The organism is Thioalkalivibrio sp. AKL19 (assembly GCF_000420165.1).
GTDB lineage: Bacteria > Pseudomonadota > Gammaproteobacteria > Ectothiorhodospirales > Ectothiorhodospiraceae > Thioalkalivibrio.
In genome coordinates this window covers 101,751-116,663 of record NZ_ATUK01000015.1, presented here as the reverse complement: position 1 = coordinate 116,663, position 14,913 = coordinate 101,751, and the positions used below count along the sequence as shown (strand labels likewise).

Annotated in this window: 12 protein-coding genes; 1 reads left to right on the top strand and 11 read right to left on the bottom strand. The window is 69.2% G+C overall.

All coding sequences use genetic code 11. From position 1 onward, the window contains the following. Window positions 1-4: 4 nt before the first annotated feature. The gene (locus tag F817_RS0111720) at window positions 5-4,522 is read left to right on the top strand and encodes a DEAD/DEAH box helicase (RefSeq protein ID WP_024327831.1); all 4,518 of its coding nucleotides are present in this window, start codon (window positions 5-7) and stop codon (window positions 4,520-4,522) included. Between the two features lie 445 nt (window positions 4,523-4,967). On the opposite strand, the gene hisC is transcribed toward F817_RS0111720, so the two are convergent. The 11 genes from hisC to F817_RS0111665 all read right to left on the bottom strand — a co-directional run bounded on the left by hisC (window position 4,968) and on the right by F817_RS0111665 (window position 14,845). Further along, entirely contained in the window at window positions 4,968-6,062 is a 1,095-nt protein-coding gene (gene hisC, locus F817_RS0111715) for a histidinol-phosphate transaminase (protein ID WP_024327830.1), read from the bottom strand. Continuing rightward, window positions 6,059-7,360, bottom strand: a complete 1,302-nt coding sequence (gene hisD / locus F817_RS0111710; RefSeq protein WP_024327829.1) for a histidinol dehydrogenase — start codon at window positions 7,358-7,360, stop codon at window positions 6,059-6,061. Before hisD ends, hisC begins: the two co-directional genes overlap by 4 nt. Window positions 7,361-7,374: 14 nt before the next feature. Continuing rightward, entirely contained in the window at window positions 7,375-8,442 is a 1,068-nt protein-coding gene (locus F817_RS0111705) for a 3-deoxy-7-phosphoheptulonate synthase (RefSeq protein WP_024327828.1), read from the bottom strand. Window positions 8,443-8,453: 11 nt separating this feature from the next. After that, window positions 8,454-9,104, bottom strand: a complete 651-nt coding sequence (gene hisG / locus F817_RS0111700; RefSeq protein ID WP_024327827.1) for an ATP phosphoribosyltransferase — start codon at window positions 9,102-9,104, stop codon at window positions 8,454-8,456. Window positions 9,105-9,142: 38 nt separating this feature from the next. Beyond that, entirely contained in the window at window positions 9,143-10,402 is a 1,260-nt protein-coding gene (murA, locus tag F817_RS0111695; protein ID WP_024327826.1) for a UDP-N-acetylglucosamine 1-carboxyvinyltransferase, read from the bottom strand. Window positions 10,403-10,512: 110 nt separating this feature from the next. Beyond that, window positions 10,513-10,830: a lipid asymmetry maintenance protein MlaB gene (locus tag F817_RS0111690; RefSeq protein WP_024327825.1), complete on the bottom strand. Its 318-nt coding sequence runs from the start codon at window positions 10,828-10,830 to the stop codon at window positions 10,513-10,515. Beyond that, the gene (locus F817_RS0111685) at window positions 10,827-11,492 is read right to left on the bottom strand and encodes a phospholipid-binding protein MlaC (RefSeq protein WP_024327824.1); all 666 of its coding nucleotides are present in this window, start codon (window positions 11,490-11,492) and stop codon (window positions 10,827-10,829) included. The genes F817_RS0111690 and F817_RS0111685 overlap by 4 nt, the downstream gene beginning before the upstream one ends. A 244-nt stretch (window positions 11,493-11,736) precedes the next feature. Continuing rightward, entirely contained in the window at window positions 11,737-12,195 is a 459-nt protein-coding gene (gene mlaD, locus F817_RS0111680) for an outer membrane lipid asymmetry maintenance protein MlaD (RefSeq protein WP_024327823.1), read from the bottom strand. A 29-nt stretch (window positions 12,196-12,224) separates the two neighbouring features. Beyond that, the gene (gene mlaE / locus F817_RS0111675) at window positions 12,225-13,007 is read right to left on the bottom strand and encodes a lipid asymmetry maintenance ABC transporter permease subunit MlaE (protein ID WP_024327822.1); all 783 of its coding nucleotides are present in this window, start codon (window positions 13,005-13,007) and stop codon (window positions 12,225-12,227) included. Then, the gene (locus tag F817_RS0111670) at window positions 13,000-13,833 is read right to left on the bottom strand and encodes an ABC transporter ATP-binding protein (RefSeq protein ID WP_029681120.1); all 834 of its coding nucleotides are present in this window, start codon (window positions 13,831-13,833) and stop codon (window positions 13,000-13,002) included. Before F817_RS0111670 ends, mlaE begins: the two co-directional genes overlap by 8 nt. Window positions 13,834-14,188: 355 nt before the next feature. Further along, window positions 14,189-14,845: a hypothetical protein gene (locus tag F817_RS0111665; RefSeq protein WP_024327820.1), complete on the bottom strand. Its 657-nt coding sequence runs from the start codon at window positions 14,843-14,845 to the stop codon at window positions 14,189-14,191. Window positions 14,846-14,913 lie beyond the last annotated feature (68 nt).

The window sequence follows — 14,913 nt, the reverse complement described above, 5'->3', positions numbered from 1 at the left end:
GGCCATGGTCACGCCCTTTCGTCCCGCGACCGACACCTGGTTTCGCGAGGCCTTCGGGCAGGCAACCACCATCCAGTCGCGTGGCTGGCCCGCGATCCGGGCCGGCCGCCACTGCCTGCTGATCGCCCCCACCGGCAGCGGCAAAACGATCGCCGCATTCCTGAGCGCGATCGACCGCCTGACCGGCGAACCCGCGCCCGACACCCGCCGCGGCTACTCGGTGCTGTACATCTCGCCACTGAAGGCACTGGCCACCGATATCGAGCGCAACCTGCGCGCCCCGCTGACCGGCATCACACGGACCGCCGCGCGCCTGGGCGACGAGTCGGCCCGCGAACCCGTGGTGCACATCCGCACCGGCGACACCCCGCAGGCCGAGCGCCGCGCCCAAGCGCGCGAACCCGGCGACATCCTGGTGACCACGCCGGAGTCGCTCTACCTGCTGCTGGGCTCGAAGGCGGCGGAGAACCTCGAATCCGTCCATACGGTAATCATCGACGAGGTGCACGCCCTGGCCGGGAACAAGCGCGGCGCGCACCTGGCCCTGTCGCTGGAACGCCTGGCCGAGCGCTGCGGCCAGGACCCGCAGCGCATCGGGCTTTCCGCGACCGTGCACCCGGTCGAGGTCGCGCGCGGCTTCCTCGGCGGCGACCGCGAGGTAGAGGTGATCGACGCCGCCGAGGCCCCACGCCTGGATCTCGAGATCCTCGCCCCGGAGGAGCCGCCAGCGGCACACGCACCTCCCACCATCGAAGCGTCCGAAGACGCGGACACCATCCCGTCCGGCTCCATCCTCGGTGCGGTCTACGGCCAGGGCACCGCACCACTCCCGGCCACGGGCGGCGACCGTGCCGCGCGCCTGGAGCCGCGCCTGATGGCCGCAATCCTGGAACACCGCTCGACCATTGTGTTCGTCAACAGCCGCGGGCTGTGCGAGCGCCTGGTCCAGCGCATCAACGACGCCTGGCGCCAACAGCAGCCCGAGGACGCCGAAAAGCCCGGAGACCTGGTCGCCGCTCACCACGGCAGCGTCTCCCACGAGCGCCGCGCGGAGATCGAGGGTCGGCTGAAGACCGGCCGCCTGCGCGGCATCGTCGCCACCAGCTCGCTGGAGTTGGGCATCGATATGGGTGCCGTGGACCTGGTGATCATGGTCGAGTCGCCCGGCTCGGTTGCCCGCGGCCTGCAACGCGCCGGACGCGCCGGGCACGGAGTCGGCCAGGTCTCGCGCTCGCTGCTGCTGCCGCGCTTTCGCGGCGACCTGCTGGAATGCGCGGTGATTGGCGAGCGCATGCAGGTCGGCGCGCTGGAACCAATCCATGCCCCGCACAACCCGCTGGACGTACTCGCCCAGCAGCTCGTCGCGATGGTCTGCGAACGCCCGCGCACGGTGGACGAGCTGCACGCGCTGGTGCGCCGCGCTGCACCCTGGCGCGAGCTATCGCGCCCGCTGCTGGAGGCGACCCTGGACATGCTCTCCGGCCACTACCCCAGCACCGACTTCGCCGACCTGCGCCCGTGGCTCGCCTGGGACCGCGCCCGCGACGAGCTGACCCCGCGCCGGGGCGCGGCGCTGGCCGCGCGCCTGAACGCCGGCACCATCCCCGACCGCGGCCTGTACGGCGTGCATGTCGGCGAGGGCGGCCCGCGCATCGGCGAGCTGGACGAGGAGATGGTGTTCGAGCTGAAGACCGGCGAAAACGTGACCCTGGGCGCCAGCACCTGGCACGTGGAGGCGATCACCCGCGACCGCGTGCTGGTCTCCCCCGCCCCCGGCGAGGTCGGCAAGCTGCCCTTCTGGCACGGCGACGGCCCCGGCCGGCCGATCGAACTCGGGCGCGCAATCGGCGCGGCCACCGAACGCCTCGCGCGCATGGACCGCGCCGAGCGCGCGACCTGGCTCAAGGAGCATGCCCCGCTGTCGGAGGCGGCGGTCGAGACCCTCGGCGATTACATCGACGAACAGCGCGAGGCCACCGGGCAGCTCCCGTCGGACAAGCGCATCGTGGTCGAGCGCTTTCGCGACGAGGTCGGCGACTGGCGCGTGTGCATCCTGACCCCGTTCGGCGCCCGCGTGCACGCCCCCTGGGCGCTGGCCCTGCAGGGCGCGCTGACCAGCACCTCTGGCTTCGAGGTGCAGGTGATGTACACCGATGACGGCATCGTGCTGCGACTCGCGGATAGCGAGGACCTGCCCGAGCTGGACAGTCTGTTTCCGGACCCGGAGGAGCTGGAGGAGGCCGTCACCCGCGAGCTGGGGAACTCCACGCTGTTCGCCAGCGCCTTCCGCGAGAACGCGGCGCGGGCGCTCTTGCTGGTGCGCAACCGCCCGGGCCAGCGCACGCCGCTGTGGGCCCAGCGCCTGAAGTCGCAGCAGCTGCTCGCGTCGGTGCGCGAGTACGCGAGCTTCCCGGTGGTGCTGGAGACCTACCGCCAGGTGCTGGCCGACGTGTTCGATCTGGACGCCCTGCGCGAGATCCTGCGCGGGGTGCAGGAGCGCCACATCCGCGTGCACGAGGTGGAAACACCACGGGCCTCGCCGTTCGCGCGCAGCCTGGTATTCGCCTACGTCGCCGCCTACATCTACGAGCAGGACGCGCCGATGGCCGAGCGCAAGGCACAGGCGCTCACGCTCGATCGCGGGATGCTGGCCGAGCTGCTGGGCCAGGCCGAGCTGCGCGAGCTGATCGACCCCGATGCCCTGGCCGAACTCGAGGCCGAACTGGCGCACACCACCGAGGCCACACAGGTCCGCGACGCCGACGAGCTGCATGACCTACTGCGCCGGCGCGGCGACCTGACGCGGCAGGAGATCGAAGCCGCAGCGGCCGAAAACCCCACACCCTGGCTACAGACCCTGGCCGACGGGCTGCGTGCGGTCGAGGTCCGGATCGCCGGCGAGCCACGCTGGGTCGCGGCCGAGGACGCCGCCCTCTTTCGCGACGCGCTCGGGGTCGTGCCACCACCCGGCCTGCCCGCCGGTTTCCTCGAGCCGCCGCAACGCCCGCTGGAACAGCTGCTGCGCCGCTACGCCCGCACGCATGGGCCATTCCGCGTCGAGGACCTGGGCGTTCGCTACGGCCTCGCGCCCGGCGCGCTGCTTCCGGCGCTGGAGACGCTAGAGGGTGCCGGCGTGCTGCTGCGCGGCGAGATCCGCCCGCAGGGCCAGGGCGAGGACTGGTGCGAACTGGACATCCTGCGCCGGCTGAAGCGCCGCACCCTGGCCCGCCTGCGCGACGAGGCGGCGGCGGTGGACGCCCGCGCGCTGGGCCGCTTCCTGCCCGCCTGGCAGGGCCTGAGCGAGCCCGGGTCAGGCATCGGCACCCTGCGCGAAGTGCTCACGCAGCTCGAAGGCGTCGCCCTGCCCTGGTCGGCCTGGACCGCCCATGTGCTGCCGATGCGGGTGCGCGACTTCTCGCTGGACGCGCTGGACCGCATTACCGCGTCCGGCGAGTTCGTCTGGGTGGGCAGTGGCGCGCTGGGCCAGCGTGACGGGCGCATCCGCTTCCTGCGCCGCGAGCAGGCGATGGTGCTGCTGGAGCCGGACACACCCGAGGCGGAGACACCGGCCGGCGACGACCCACTGGCCGAAGCCATCCTGGAGACGTTGAACCGACGCGGTGCCTGCTTCTACATGGAGCTGGAACGCGCGGCCCGCGAGGCACAGCCGGACGCCCGCCAGGACGCGATCGAGGCCGCGATCTGGGATCGGGTCTGGGCCGGGCAGATCACCAATGACACCTTTGCCCCGCTGCGCAGCCTGGGCCAGCGTAAGCCCAGCTCGCGCGGCCGGCGGCGCCCGGGCCAGGGCCTGGCCGGCGGGCGCTGGTCACGGGTGGCCGACCTGATCGATCCCGGCGTGTCGCTGACGGAACGCGCCCGCGATCAGGCCGAGAACCTGCTGGCGCGCTACGGCGTAGTCAGCCGCGAGATGGCCCGCGCCGAGGGCCTGCCAGGCGGCTTCGGCCGCGTCTATCCCGTCTACCGTGCGATGGAGGACGCCGGCAAGCTGCGCCGCGGCCACTTCGTCGAGGGCTTGACCGGCGCCCAGTTCGCGCGCGCCAGCGCGGTGGACCGCCTGCGCGCGCTGGAACGCACGGCCGACGCCAGCCCCGAGCCGCAGTGGCTGACCAGCGTCGACCCGGCCAACCCCTGGGGCCAACTCCTGCCCTGGCCGCAGCCGCCGGAGGCCGCCGAGGGCCGCCTGCGCCGCGTGGCCGGGGCCCTGGTCGCGCTGGCCGGCGGCCAGCCGCTGCTGTACCTGGCCGCCTCCGGCCGCCAGCTGTTCGTCTGGGAGGCGATCCCCGGCATCGACACCGCGGAGGAACACGCCGCCCTGGTGACCGAGGCCATCCGCCAGCTCGCCGGCAGCCGCTGGCTGCCCAAACGCCGCGGCATCACCATCGAGAGCATCAACGGCGAACCCGCCCGCCAGTCCCCGTTCGCCGACGCCCTGCGTGCCGGGGGTGCCATGGGCGAGGTCCGCGGCCTGCGTCTGGAACCGCCCACAGGCCGACGCTGACAAGCCGCGCCGGGAAAGGGCCAGGAAAGGCTTTTCACCACAGAGGGCACGGAGGACACGGAGAAATGCGCAGGGCTGTCAGGGGCTATCGCCGCTCTTGCACACCGGCCCGGCAACGCCCCCTTGTCATCCCGGAAACCGCGCAGCGGTTATCCGGGATCTCCGCGGTGTGGCCCAACCGAACGCTGGAGGGCAGGATTTACGTCGGAGATCCCGGCTCTTCGCTACGTTGCGGCCGGGAAGACCTCCGGTTTTCCGAGGTCGGGACAGGGTGAACGAAAACCGGACCTGGTGCCCCGCCTTCATCCGATCTCGCCGCGGCGTACGCGATGGCAAGACCCCGTGTGCGCTCCACTTAACCCGTTCCGGAAACCACTCCACGAATTTCTCCGTGTCCTCTGTGCACTCTGTGGTGCAACCAAAAGGCGTGGCGCCGGGAAAAGCGTCAGGCGGCGAGGGCCTGCCCCAGCGCGGCGAGGAAGGCGTCGTTTTCGTCGGGGCGACCGACGGTCACGCGCAGACAATCCGCGAGTAGCGGATGCGCGCGGCCGACGTCCTTGATCAGGATCCCGGCGTCGCGCAGGGCCGCGAAGGTCGCATGCCCCGCCCCGGCGCGTACCCGGAACAGGATGAAGTTCGCCTGGCTGGGAAAGACCTGCTCGACCCCCGTCGTCGCGATCAGACGCTCGCTCAGGCGGTCGCGTTCCTCGACGATTCCGCGCGCCTGCGTGTCCAGCGCCTCGCGGTGCTCCAGGGCGAAGGCCACCGAGCGCTGGGTCAGGGTATTGATGTTGTACGGCAGGCGCAGGCGATCCAGCGCATCGATCCAGGCCGGCGTGCCTGCCAGATAGCCAAGCCGTGCACCGGCCAGCCCCAGCTTGGAGACCGTGCGCATCACCATCAGGCCGTCATCCTCTCCGACGCGCGGAAGGAAGCTGTGCGCGGCGAACGGGGCGTAGGCCTCGTCGACCACCGTGACACCGGGGTTCTCGTCGACGATGGCCTCTACCGTCGCGGCATCGTCCAGCGTCCCGGTGGGATTGTTCGGGTAGGCGAGGAACACCAGCGCCGGGTTGTGCTCGGCCATCGCCGCGCGCATCGCGTCGAGGGCCAGGGTGAAGTCCGCGTTCAGGGGGACACCGATGAACGGCACCCCCAGCGCTCGGGCCAGCACGCCATACATCACGAAGGTCGGCTCCGGCGCCAGCACCGGACGCCCGGAACCCGCGACCGCCGTGATCAGGATCTGGATGAGTTCGTCGGAGCCATTGCCGAACATCAATCCGGCGGCCTCGGGCACGCCGTGGGCGGCGCGCACCTGTGCGGCCAGACCCAGTGCCTGGGCGTCGGGATAGCGGTTCAGCTGCGGATCGCGCAGGGCCGCCAGCCAGGCGTCTTCCAGCTCCCCCGGCCAGGGATGCGGGTTCTCCATCGCGTCCAGCTTGATCAGGCCCGTCGCGTCGGCCACCTGGTAGGCCGGCTGCGCCAGCACCTCCGGGCGCATCAGGGCGTCCGGGGTCCGGGTCGCACGGGCGGTCATCGACTGCGCAGTTCGGCGGAGCGCGCGTGGGCGGTCAGGCCCTCGCCATGGGCCAGCGCCGCGGCGGTCTCGCCCAGCTTGGCCGCGCCCTCGGCCGAGCAGTGGATGATGCTCGAACGCTTCTGGAAGTCGTACACGCCCAGTGGCGAGGAGAAGCGCGCGGTACGCGAGGTCGGCAGCACGTGGTTGGGACCGGCGCAGTAGTCGCCCAGGGCCTCGGAGGTATAGCGGCCCATGAAGATCGCGCCGGCGTGGCGCAGCCCGGCATCCAGCATCGCCTGCGGGTCGGCCACCGACAGCTCCAGGTGCTCCGGGGCGATGCGGTTGGCGACCGCGACGGCCTCGGCCGAGTCGCGCACCTTCACCAGCGCGCCGCGCTTGTCGAGGCTGGTGCGGATGATCTCGGCGCGCGGCATTTCTTCGAGCAGACGGTCCATGGCCTCGGCCACGCGGTCAAGAAACGCGTCGTCCCAGGACAGCAGGATGGACTGGGCCTGCTCGTCGTGCTCGGCCTGAGAGAACAGGTCGGCCGCGATCCAGTCGGGGTCGGTCTCGCCGTCGCAGACCACCAGGATCTCGGACGGACCGGCGATCATGTCGATGCCGACGGTGCCGAACACCTCGCGCTTGGCCGCGGCCACGAAGATGTTGCCGGGACCAACGATCTTGTCCACCGCCGGGATCGTCTGCGTCCCATAGGCCAGCGCGGCCACGGCCTGGGCACCCCCCACGGTAAACACGCGATCCACGCCGGCCACGGCGGCCGCGGCCAGCACCAGATCGTTCAACTCACCGCCGGGGGCGGGCACGACCATGACCAGCAACTCGACACCGGCGACCTTGGCCGGGATGGCGTTCATCAGCACGGAGGACGGGTAGGCCGCCTTGCCCCCGGGGACGTACAGGCCCACCGAGTCCAGCGCGGTCACGCGCTGGCCGAGAACGGTGCCGTCCTCGTCGGTGAAATCCCAATCCCGCATGAGCTGGTGCTCGGCGTAGCGGCGGATGCGTGCGCTGGCCAGCTCCAGGGCCTTGCGCTGCTCCGGCGGGATCGACTCCAGTGCGGCCTGCAGCCGGTCGTGCGGGATCTCCAGCTCGGAGACTGCGGCGCGGTCGAGACGGTCGAATTTGGTGGTGTAGCGCAGGACCGCGGCGTCGCCCTCGGAGCGCACCGCGCCGAGGATCTCGTCCACCGCGTCCCGCACGCCGGTGTCGGCAACGGATTCCCAGGACAGCAGGTGCTCCAGGGCCTGATCGAAATCGGGCTGCTGGGTATCGAGTCGGGCAATCGATGGCATGTGAAACTCCTCGGTCAGGCAGGAACGGCGGCCTTGCGGCGCGCGCGCACGGCATCGGCCAGCAGACGCAGGGTGGCCTCGCTGTCGTCCCAGCCCATGCAGGCGTCGGTAATACTCTGGCCATATTGCAGCGGTTTGCCGGGCAGGATGTCCTGGCGACCACCGGTCAGGTGGCTCTCCAGCATGACCCCCATGATGCGCCGGTCACCGCCGGCAATCTGCTCGCCCAGCACGCGCGCGACCTCGACCTGCTGCTTCGGGTCCTTGCGGCTGTTGGCGTGGCTGCAGTCGACCATCACCATCTCCGGCAGCTCCGCCATGCGCAATTCCTTGCAGGCCTGCTCGATGCTCTCAGCATCGTAGTTCGGCTGCTTCCCGCCACGCAGGATGATATGGCAGTCGGCGTTGCCGGTGGTGGAGAAGATCGCCGAGCGCCCGGCCTTGGTCACCGACAGGAAGTGGTGCGGCCGCGACGCGGAACGAATCGCGTCGATCGCCACGCGCAGGCTGCCGTCGGTGGAATTCTTGAAGCCCACCGGACAGGACAGGCCGGAGGCCAGCTCGCGATGCACCTGGCTCTCGGTGGTGCGCGCGCCGATCGCGCCCCAGGCGACCAGGTCCGCGATGTACTGCGGGCTGATCAGGTCCAGGTACTCGGTGGCCGAGGGCATGCCCTTGACCGCCAGATCACGCAGCAGTCCGCGCGCCACGCGCAGGCCCTTGTTGATATGGAAGCTGCCGTCCAGGTCGGGGTCATTGATCAGGCCCTTCCAGCCGACCGTGGTGCGCGGCTTCTCGAAGTACACGCGCATCACGATGTGCAGCGCGTCGGATAGCTCCTCGCGCAGGGTCTTCAGGTGATCGGCATAGTCCAGCGCGGCATCCACGTCGTGGATCGAACAGGGGCCGACGATCACCTGCAGGCGGTCGTCCTCGCCGTGCAGGATGCGATGGCAGGCCTGGCGTGCCTCGAACACGGTGTCGGCGGCCGCATCGGTGATCGGCAGCTCCTCGCGGACGGTGTCCGGGGCGGACACCTCCTGGATTTCTCGGATTCGCAGGTCGTCGGTATCGGCGGTCATGGTGTTCTCGGTTACGTCGTCGCGGGGGTGACGGCCTCCCGCAGGCCCTCGACAAGATTTTGAATGGTTCTATGTCGCATCTTCATGGCTGCCTGGTTCACGATCAACCGGGAACTGATGGGGGTAATCAGTTCCAGCGGCTCCAGGCCGTTGGCCTTGAGGGTGTTCCCGGTATCCACCAGGTCCACGATGTAGTCGGCCAGGCCCACCAGCGGTGCCAGTTCCATCGAGCCGTAGAGCTTGATGATCTCGACCTGGCGACCCTGCTGGGCGAAGTAGTTCTGCGTGATGTTCACGAACTTGGTGGCAATGCGCAGGCGCTGCTGCGGGTCCGGCTGCCGCCCCGGACGGCCCGCCAGCATCAGGCGGCATTGGGCGATGTGCAGGTCCAGCGGCTCGTACAGCCCGGCCGCGCCGTGCTCCATCAGTACGTCCTTGCCGGCCACGCCGATGGATGCCGCGCCATGCTGCACGTAGGTCGGCACGTCGGTCGCGCGCACCACCACGATCTTCACGTCCTCGCGGTTGGTGTCGAGGATCAGCTTGCGCGTGTTGTCCGGATCCTCCAGCAGTTCGATCCCCGCGCTGGAAAGCAGCGGCAGGGTGTCCTTGAGGATGCGGCCCTTGGACAGGGCGATGGTCAGGGCGTTGGGATCCATCATGGGTCAGGCGTTCGTCCGGTTCGGTTTGAGTCGCGGGATCAGACCGGCTCGCGACGAATCGTCGCGCCGATCTGGCTCAGTTTCTCCTCGATGCACTCGTAGCCGCGATCGATGTGGTAGATGCGGTCCACTTCGGTCTCGCCCTCGGCCACCAGGCCGGCGATGATCAGGCTGGCCGAGGCGCGCAGGTCGGTCGCCATGACCGGCGCCCCGACCAGCCTTTCCACGCCCTCGACGATCGCGGTGTTGCCCTCGATGGTGATGTGGGCCCCCATGCGCTGCAGTTCCAGCGCGTGCATGAAGCGGTTCTCGAAGACCGTCTCCACCACCGAGCCCGTGCCCTCGGCCACGGTATTCATGACCATCATCTGGGCCTGCATGTCGGTCGGGAAGGCCGGAAACGGCGCGGTGCGCAGGTTCACTGCCTTCGGGCGCCGGCCTTCCATGTCCAGTTCGATCCAGTCCGGTCCGGTATCCACGCGCGCGCCGGCCTCGACCAGCTTGGCCAGCACCGCGTCCAGCAGTTCCGGACGGGTGTTGCGACAGCGCACCCGCCCGCGCGTCACCGCGGCGGCCACCAGAAAGGTGCCGGTCTCGATGCGATCCGGCATCACGTCGTATTCGCAGCCATGCAGGCGCTCCACGCCCTGCACCCGGATGGTGTCGGTACCCGCACCCTGGATCTTCGCGCCCATGGCCGTCAGGCAATCCGCCAGGTCGGTCACCTCCGGCTCGCGCGCGGCGTTCTCGATCAGGGTCTCGCCCTCGGCCAGGGTAGCGGCCATCAGCAGGTTCTCGGTCCCGGTCACGGTGACCTGGTCGAACACCACGCGGGCACCCTTCAGGCGGTCCGCCCGGGCGCGGATGTAGCCCCCATCGACATCGATCTCCGCCCCCAGGGCCTCGAGACCGCGCAGGTGCAGATTCACCGGACGCGAGCCGATGGCGCAGCCACCCGGCAGCGAGACCTCGGCCTCTCCGAAGCGCGCCAGCAACGGCCCCAGCACCAGGATCGAGGCGCGCATGGTCTTGACCAGATCGTACGGGGCCACGCACTGGGTCAGCGTGGTCGGGTCGACCTCGATGCGCATGCGCTCGTTGACGGTCAGGCTCACGCCCATGCGCCCGAGCAGTTCCATGGTCGTGGTGACGTCCTGCAGATGCGGGACGTTGCCAATGGTCATCGGCCCATCCGCCAGCAGGGTGGCGGACAGGATCGGCAACACGGCGTTCTTGGCCCCGGAGATCCAGACCTGACCCTCGAGTCGGTCGCCTCCGGTGATGATCAGCTTGTCCATGGGGTGCCCGGATTCGCCGCCGAACCGACCGTGGTCCGGCGAAACGCGCCATGATAACGAATCCGCGCGGGGCTCGCCCGTTCGCCGGCCCGCGGCACGTTTCCGGCCGCTCAGGCCACGGAACGGGCGGCGGAGTCGGTGATGATGGACTCCAGGTCGTACAACTCCAGCAGCGGCCGCAGCCCCTCGGGAAGCGGCTCGAAGACCAGGGTGCGCCCCTGCTCGCGGGCCCGGCGCCAGAGGATTACCAGAAAGGCCACGCCGGCGCTGTCGATACGCCCGGCCCGGGCAAGGTCCACCCGGGCGTGCTCGGGGAGTTGCGCCGCCAGCCCGCGGCCCCGTGCCTCCAGCCCGGCCACCGTCGCGAAGGTCAGTGGCCCGCTGACGACCAGACCGCCTTCGTCCGCCCGTATCTGCGCATCACTCACCGGTTTCCGGCCCCATTGTCAGGGGTTACATCTCCGACCGCATCCTCGATCAGCGCCTCGTCCCCGTCCTCCAGGCGCGCGATCAGGGCATCCAGGCCGTCGCGGTTGATCTCCTCGTTGAAGCGGGTACGAAAGTTGCCCACGAAGCTGAGCCCCTCGGCTTCGACGTCGAAGACCTTCCATTCGCCGTTCACCGGGCGCAGACGGTAGTTGACCTGGATGTTCGACTGGCCGGAGCCCATCACCACCTCGGTAGCCACCACCGCCATGCGCTCGTCCTGGCGCGAGCGGCGTTCGATCACGCGCACGTCCTTGTCCAGGTGATCCGCCAGCTGCACCCCGTAGGCCTGCAGCAGGGTGTTCTTGAATCCCTCGGTAAAGCGTTCGCGCTGCTCATCGGACGCATCGCGCCAGTGGCGAGCCAGGACCAGACGCGCCATGCCGTCGAGGTCCACGCCGGGCAGGATCTTGTCCTCGATCACGCCAATGACGAAATCGGGCTCCTCCTGGGCACGTTCCTTGTTGGCGCGCAGCTCATCGTAGACCGCGTCGATGGACTGCTTGATAAGCTCGCTCGGGTTGTCGGCCTGGGCTGGTGCTGCCAGCAGCAGGGCCAGCAGCCCCAGCGGCAGGATCCGCATGTAGTCACGCAACCATGTCATGTCTCTTGCTCCCGGTTTGGATCGTTCTACGCAAACACTGATTAATGTACACGCTCGCGCTCGAGTCGCTTTTGCGGGCGAAGGAGTGGAGTGCGGTGACCGCCGTGCAGTCATTCTGCACAAGGGAGCCGCAACGCCGTGCGCGCGCCCGTTTTCGTCAACAACGGGCGGCCGAGCCCCTGCATTCAATCGCTTGTGGGGTGCCAACGCGAGTGTGTACATTAATCAGTGTTTGCCTAGGCGCTCAGTCGCTCCCCATATTGGTCATGAAACGGCCGATGAGGTTCTCGAGCACCAGCGCCGACTGGGTAAACATCACTTCATCACCATCCTGCAGGGTCTCGTAGTCGCCACCCGGCTCCAGCGCAATGTACTGCTCGCCCAGCAGCCCCGCGGTATGGATGGCGGCCTGGGTATCCATCGGCAGGTAGTCGTGCTCCGAGCGGATCGCCAGGGTCACCTCGGCGCGAAAGCGTTCCGGATCGTAGCGGATATCCGCGACCCGGCCGATGCGCACACCCGAGACCGTGACCGGGGCCCGCGTCTTGAGGCCGCCGATGTTGTCGAAATAGCCGGTCACGGTGTAGGTGTCGCGATCGTGGTAGTCGGTCACGTTGCTGACCTGGACCGCCAGGTAGAACAGCGCCCCGATGCCCAGGAGCACGAAGACACCGACCGCCAGTTCGAAGAAACGTACCTTCATTATTGCCACCCTAGGGAAACACTGATGGGTCAACCCGCGCCGAACATCAGCCCGGTCAGGATGAAATCGAGGCCCAGCACCGCCAGCGACGACACCACCACCGTCTGGGTCGTGGCGCGCGAGATGCCCTCGGACGTCGGCTGGGCATTGAAGCCCTGGAACACCGCGATCCAGGTCACCACGAAGCCGAACACGATGCTTTTGATGACGCCGGAGAGCACATCCTCGTTCCAGTCGGTCACCGACTGCATCTGCGAGAAGTAGGCGCCGCTGTCCACGCCGAGCAGCCCCACCCCGACGATATAGCCGCCCATCACGCCCACGGCGCTGAAGATCGCGGCCAAAAGCGGCATGGAGAGGAACCCGGCGACAAAACGCGGCGCGAAGATCCGGCGATAGGGGTTCACCGCCATCATCTCCATCGCCGAGAGCTGCTCGGTGGTCTTCATCAGCCCCAGCTCCGCGGTCAGCGCGGAGCCGGCGCGCCCGGCGAACAGCAGCGCCGTCACCACCGGCCCCAGCTCGCGCACCAGCGACAGCGCGACTACCCCGCCCAGGGCCTCGGCGGCGCCAAAGTTCACCAGCGTGATGTAGCCCTGGTACGCCAGCACCATGCCGACAAACAGCCCCGACACGATGATGATCAGCAGCGACCGCACGCCCACCGAGTACACCTGGGCAAGCGTCAGGCCGAAACGACGGATGACAATATCCAGGCTGGCCAGCACCCGGATCAGGAAGACGAACGCGCGACCGAACACCACCAGCGCGTTGATCGTGGTCCGGCCCAGCGAGGCGATCGCGTCAGTCATCGCGGCGCTCCGCCTGCCCCAGCAGGTCGTCGCGGTAGGACGCGCCCGGGTAATGAAACGGAACCGGCCCGTCCGGACGCCCCTGCAGGAACTGCGCGCTCCAGTCGGAGGCACGCGCCTCCAGCTCGTCCGGCGGTCCGGCATCCACCACCCGGCCATCGGCGATCAGCACCACCTGATCGGAGATCGCCATCGCCTCGGTCACGTCATGCGAGACCAGTACGCTGGTGAGCCCCAGGCTTTGATTGGTCCGGCGGATCAGGCTGACGATCTGACCCATCGTGATCGGATCCAGCCCGGTAAAGGGCTCGTCGTAGAGGATCAGGTCCGGATCCAGTGCGATCGCCCGCGCCAGGGCGACACGCCGCGCCATGCCCCCGGACAGCGAGGCCGGGTCCAGGTCGCGCGCTGCGCGCAGCCCCACCGCCTCGAGTTTCAGCAGCACCAGCGCGTGCAGCACGTCCTCCGGCAGGTCGGTGTGCTCGCGCAGCGGGAAGGCGACGTTCTCGAACACCGAGAGATCGGTCAGCAACGCACCACTCTGGAACAGCATGCCCATGCGCTTGCGCAGGGCGTACAGCCGCCGCGTGGAGAGCCTTGCCACCTCCTGGCCATCAACCCAGATGCGGCCCTTGTCGGGGCGCAGCTGGCCGCCGACCAGGCGCAGCAGCGTGGTCTTGCCGCTGCCGCTGGGGCCCATCACGGTCGTCACCTGTCCGCGCGGAATGCGCATCGACAGGTCATCGAAGATCACCTTGCGCCCGCGCCGGAAGCGCAGGTTCTCGATCACGATATGCGGACTGTCTTCCACTGCCGGGTCAGTCACGCGCGCTCCTCGCCCTTAAGGAAACACTGACTAATGTACACGCTCGCGCTCGAGTCGCTTTTGCGGGCGAAGGAGTGGAGTGCGGTGACCGCCGTGCAGTCATTCTGCACAAGGGAGCCGCAACGCCGTGCGCACGCAAAAGAGGCCGAGCCCCTTCGGGGTTGGTACCCCAGGTTCCCCGATCCTGCGTTGCGCCGCTTGCGGGTAGAACCACTACCCGCTGCGTCGCGCGCCTTGCCTCGGAAAACCTGGGGTACCAACGCGAGTGTGTACATTAATCAGTGTTTCCTTAGGCCCTCGGAACCCGGAAGTCTGGCCGCCGGCCCGGGGGCCGTCAAACCCGTATTGGAAGACTTCATCCCACCCCCAGCAACTGGGCAATGGTACGGAAGTCGGAAAGACGTTCCGGGCGGGCACGCAGGAACACCGGGATCTCCCCGCTGCCACCGGCCTGACCCAGGGCCTCCACCAGCGCCCGCCAGCCCGGGGCATCCAGTCCGGCCTCGGGGGCGAGCTGCCAGGCCCCGCCGGCGGCCGCCGACTCACCCCCTGCCGGCGGATGAAACGAGGCCACCGCGGCCCGTGCGATCGCGCGATCCTCTCCGGCCCCGTAGACGGTCAGGCGGCCCAGATCGGCCGACTCCAGCGCCTCCCGTATCGCCTGTACCCGGGCCGCGTCCATCGGCCCCGGGACCACCGCCTGCAGGCAGTCGCCAACGGCCTCCGCGAGCGCGAGGACCCGCGCGGCCCCCGCCCCGGGAGCAAGATCGGCCGGCCAGTCCAGTGTCAGGCGCAGCGCGGGGGCCACGGCCTCGCCCCAGTCGCCAAAGGCCGGGGCTTCGGTCTCCAGCCACACCGAAGCGGGCAGCAGCAAGCGGCTGTGGTAATGGGTGTAGTACTCGAGCTGCCACTCCCGCGGCAGATCCTCCGGGAAGAAGCCTTCCCACCAGTCCTCGCCGGGGCCCGCGACCCCGGCGGCCTGCAATACCATCGCCCCCTGATCCTGTGACATGCCTCTCCTCGTCTGACGTAACCGCAGCTTTGCGCGGCCTGCTTGTATCGCTCTCGTGCGCGCGGCAC

Bases quoted from the DNA above. Each gene is read 5' to 3' on its own strand.
- F817_RS0111720 (WP_024327831.1), top strand. From the start codon at position 5: ATGGTCACGCCCTTTCGTCCCGCGACCGACACCTGGTTTCGCGAGGCC.
- hisC (WP_024327830.1), bottom strand. From the start codon at position 6,062: ATGACCGCCCGTGCGACCCGGACCCCGGACGCCCTGATGCGCCCGGAG.
- hisD (WP_024327829.1), bottom strand. From the start codon at position 7,360: ATGCCATCGATTGCCCGACTCGATACCCAGCAGCCCGATTTCGATCAG.
- F817_RS0111705 (WP_024327828.1), bottom strand. From the start codon at position 8,442: ATGACCGCCGATACCGACGACCTGCGAATCCGAGAAATCCAGGAGGTG.
- hisG (WP_024327827.1), bottom strand. From the start codon at position 9,104: ATGATGGATCCCAACGCCCTGACCATCGCCCTGTCCAAGGGCCGCATC.
- murA (WP_024327826.1), bottom strand. From the start codon at position 10,402: ATGGACAAGCTGATCATCACCGGAGGCGACCGACTCGAGGGTCAGGTC.
- F817_RS0111685 (WP_024327824.1), bottom strand. From the start codon at position 11,492: ATGACATGGTTGCGTGACTACATGCGGATCCTGCCGCTGGGGCTGCTG.
- mlaD (WP_024327823.1), bottom strand. From the start codon at position 12,195: ATGAAGGTACGTTTCTTCGAACTGGCGGTCGGTGTCTTCGTGCTCCTG.
- mlaE (WP_024327822.1), bottom strand. From the start codon at position 13,007: ATGACTGACGCGATCGCCTCGCTGGGCCGGACCACGATCAACGCGCTG.
- F817_RS0111665 (WP_024327820.1), bottom strand. From the start codon at position 14,845: ATGTCACAGGATCAGGGGGCGATGGTATTGCAGGCCGCCGGGGTCGCG.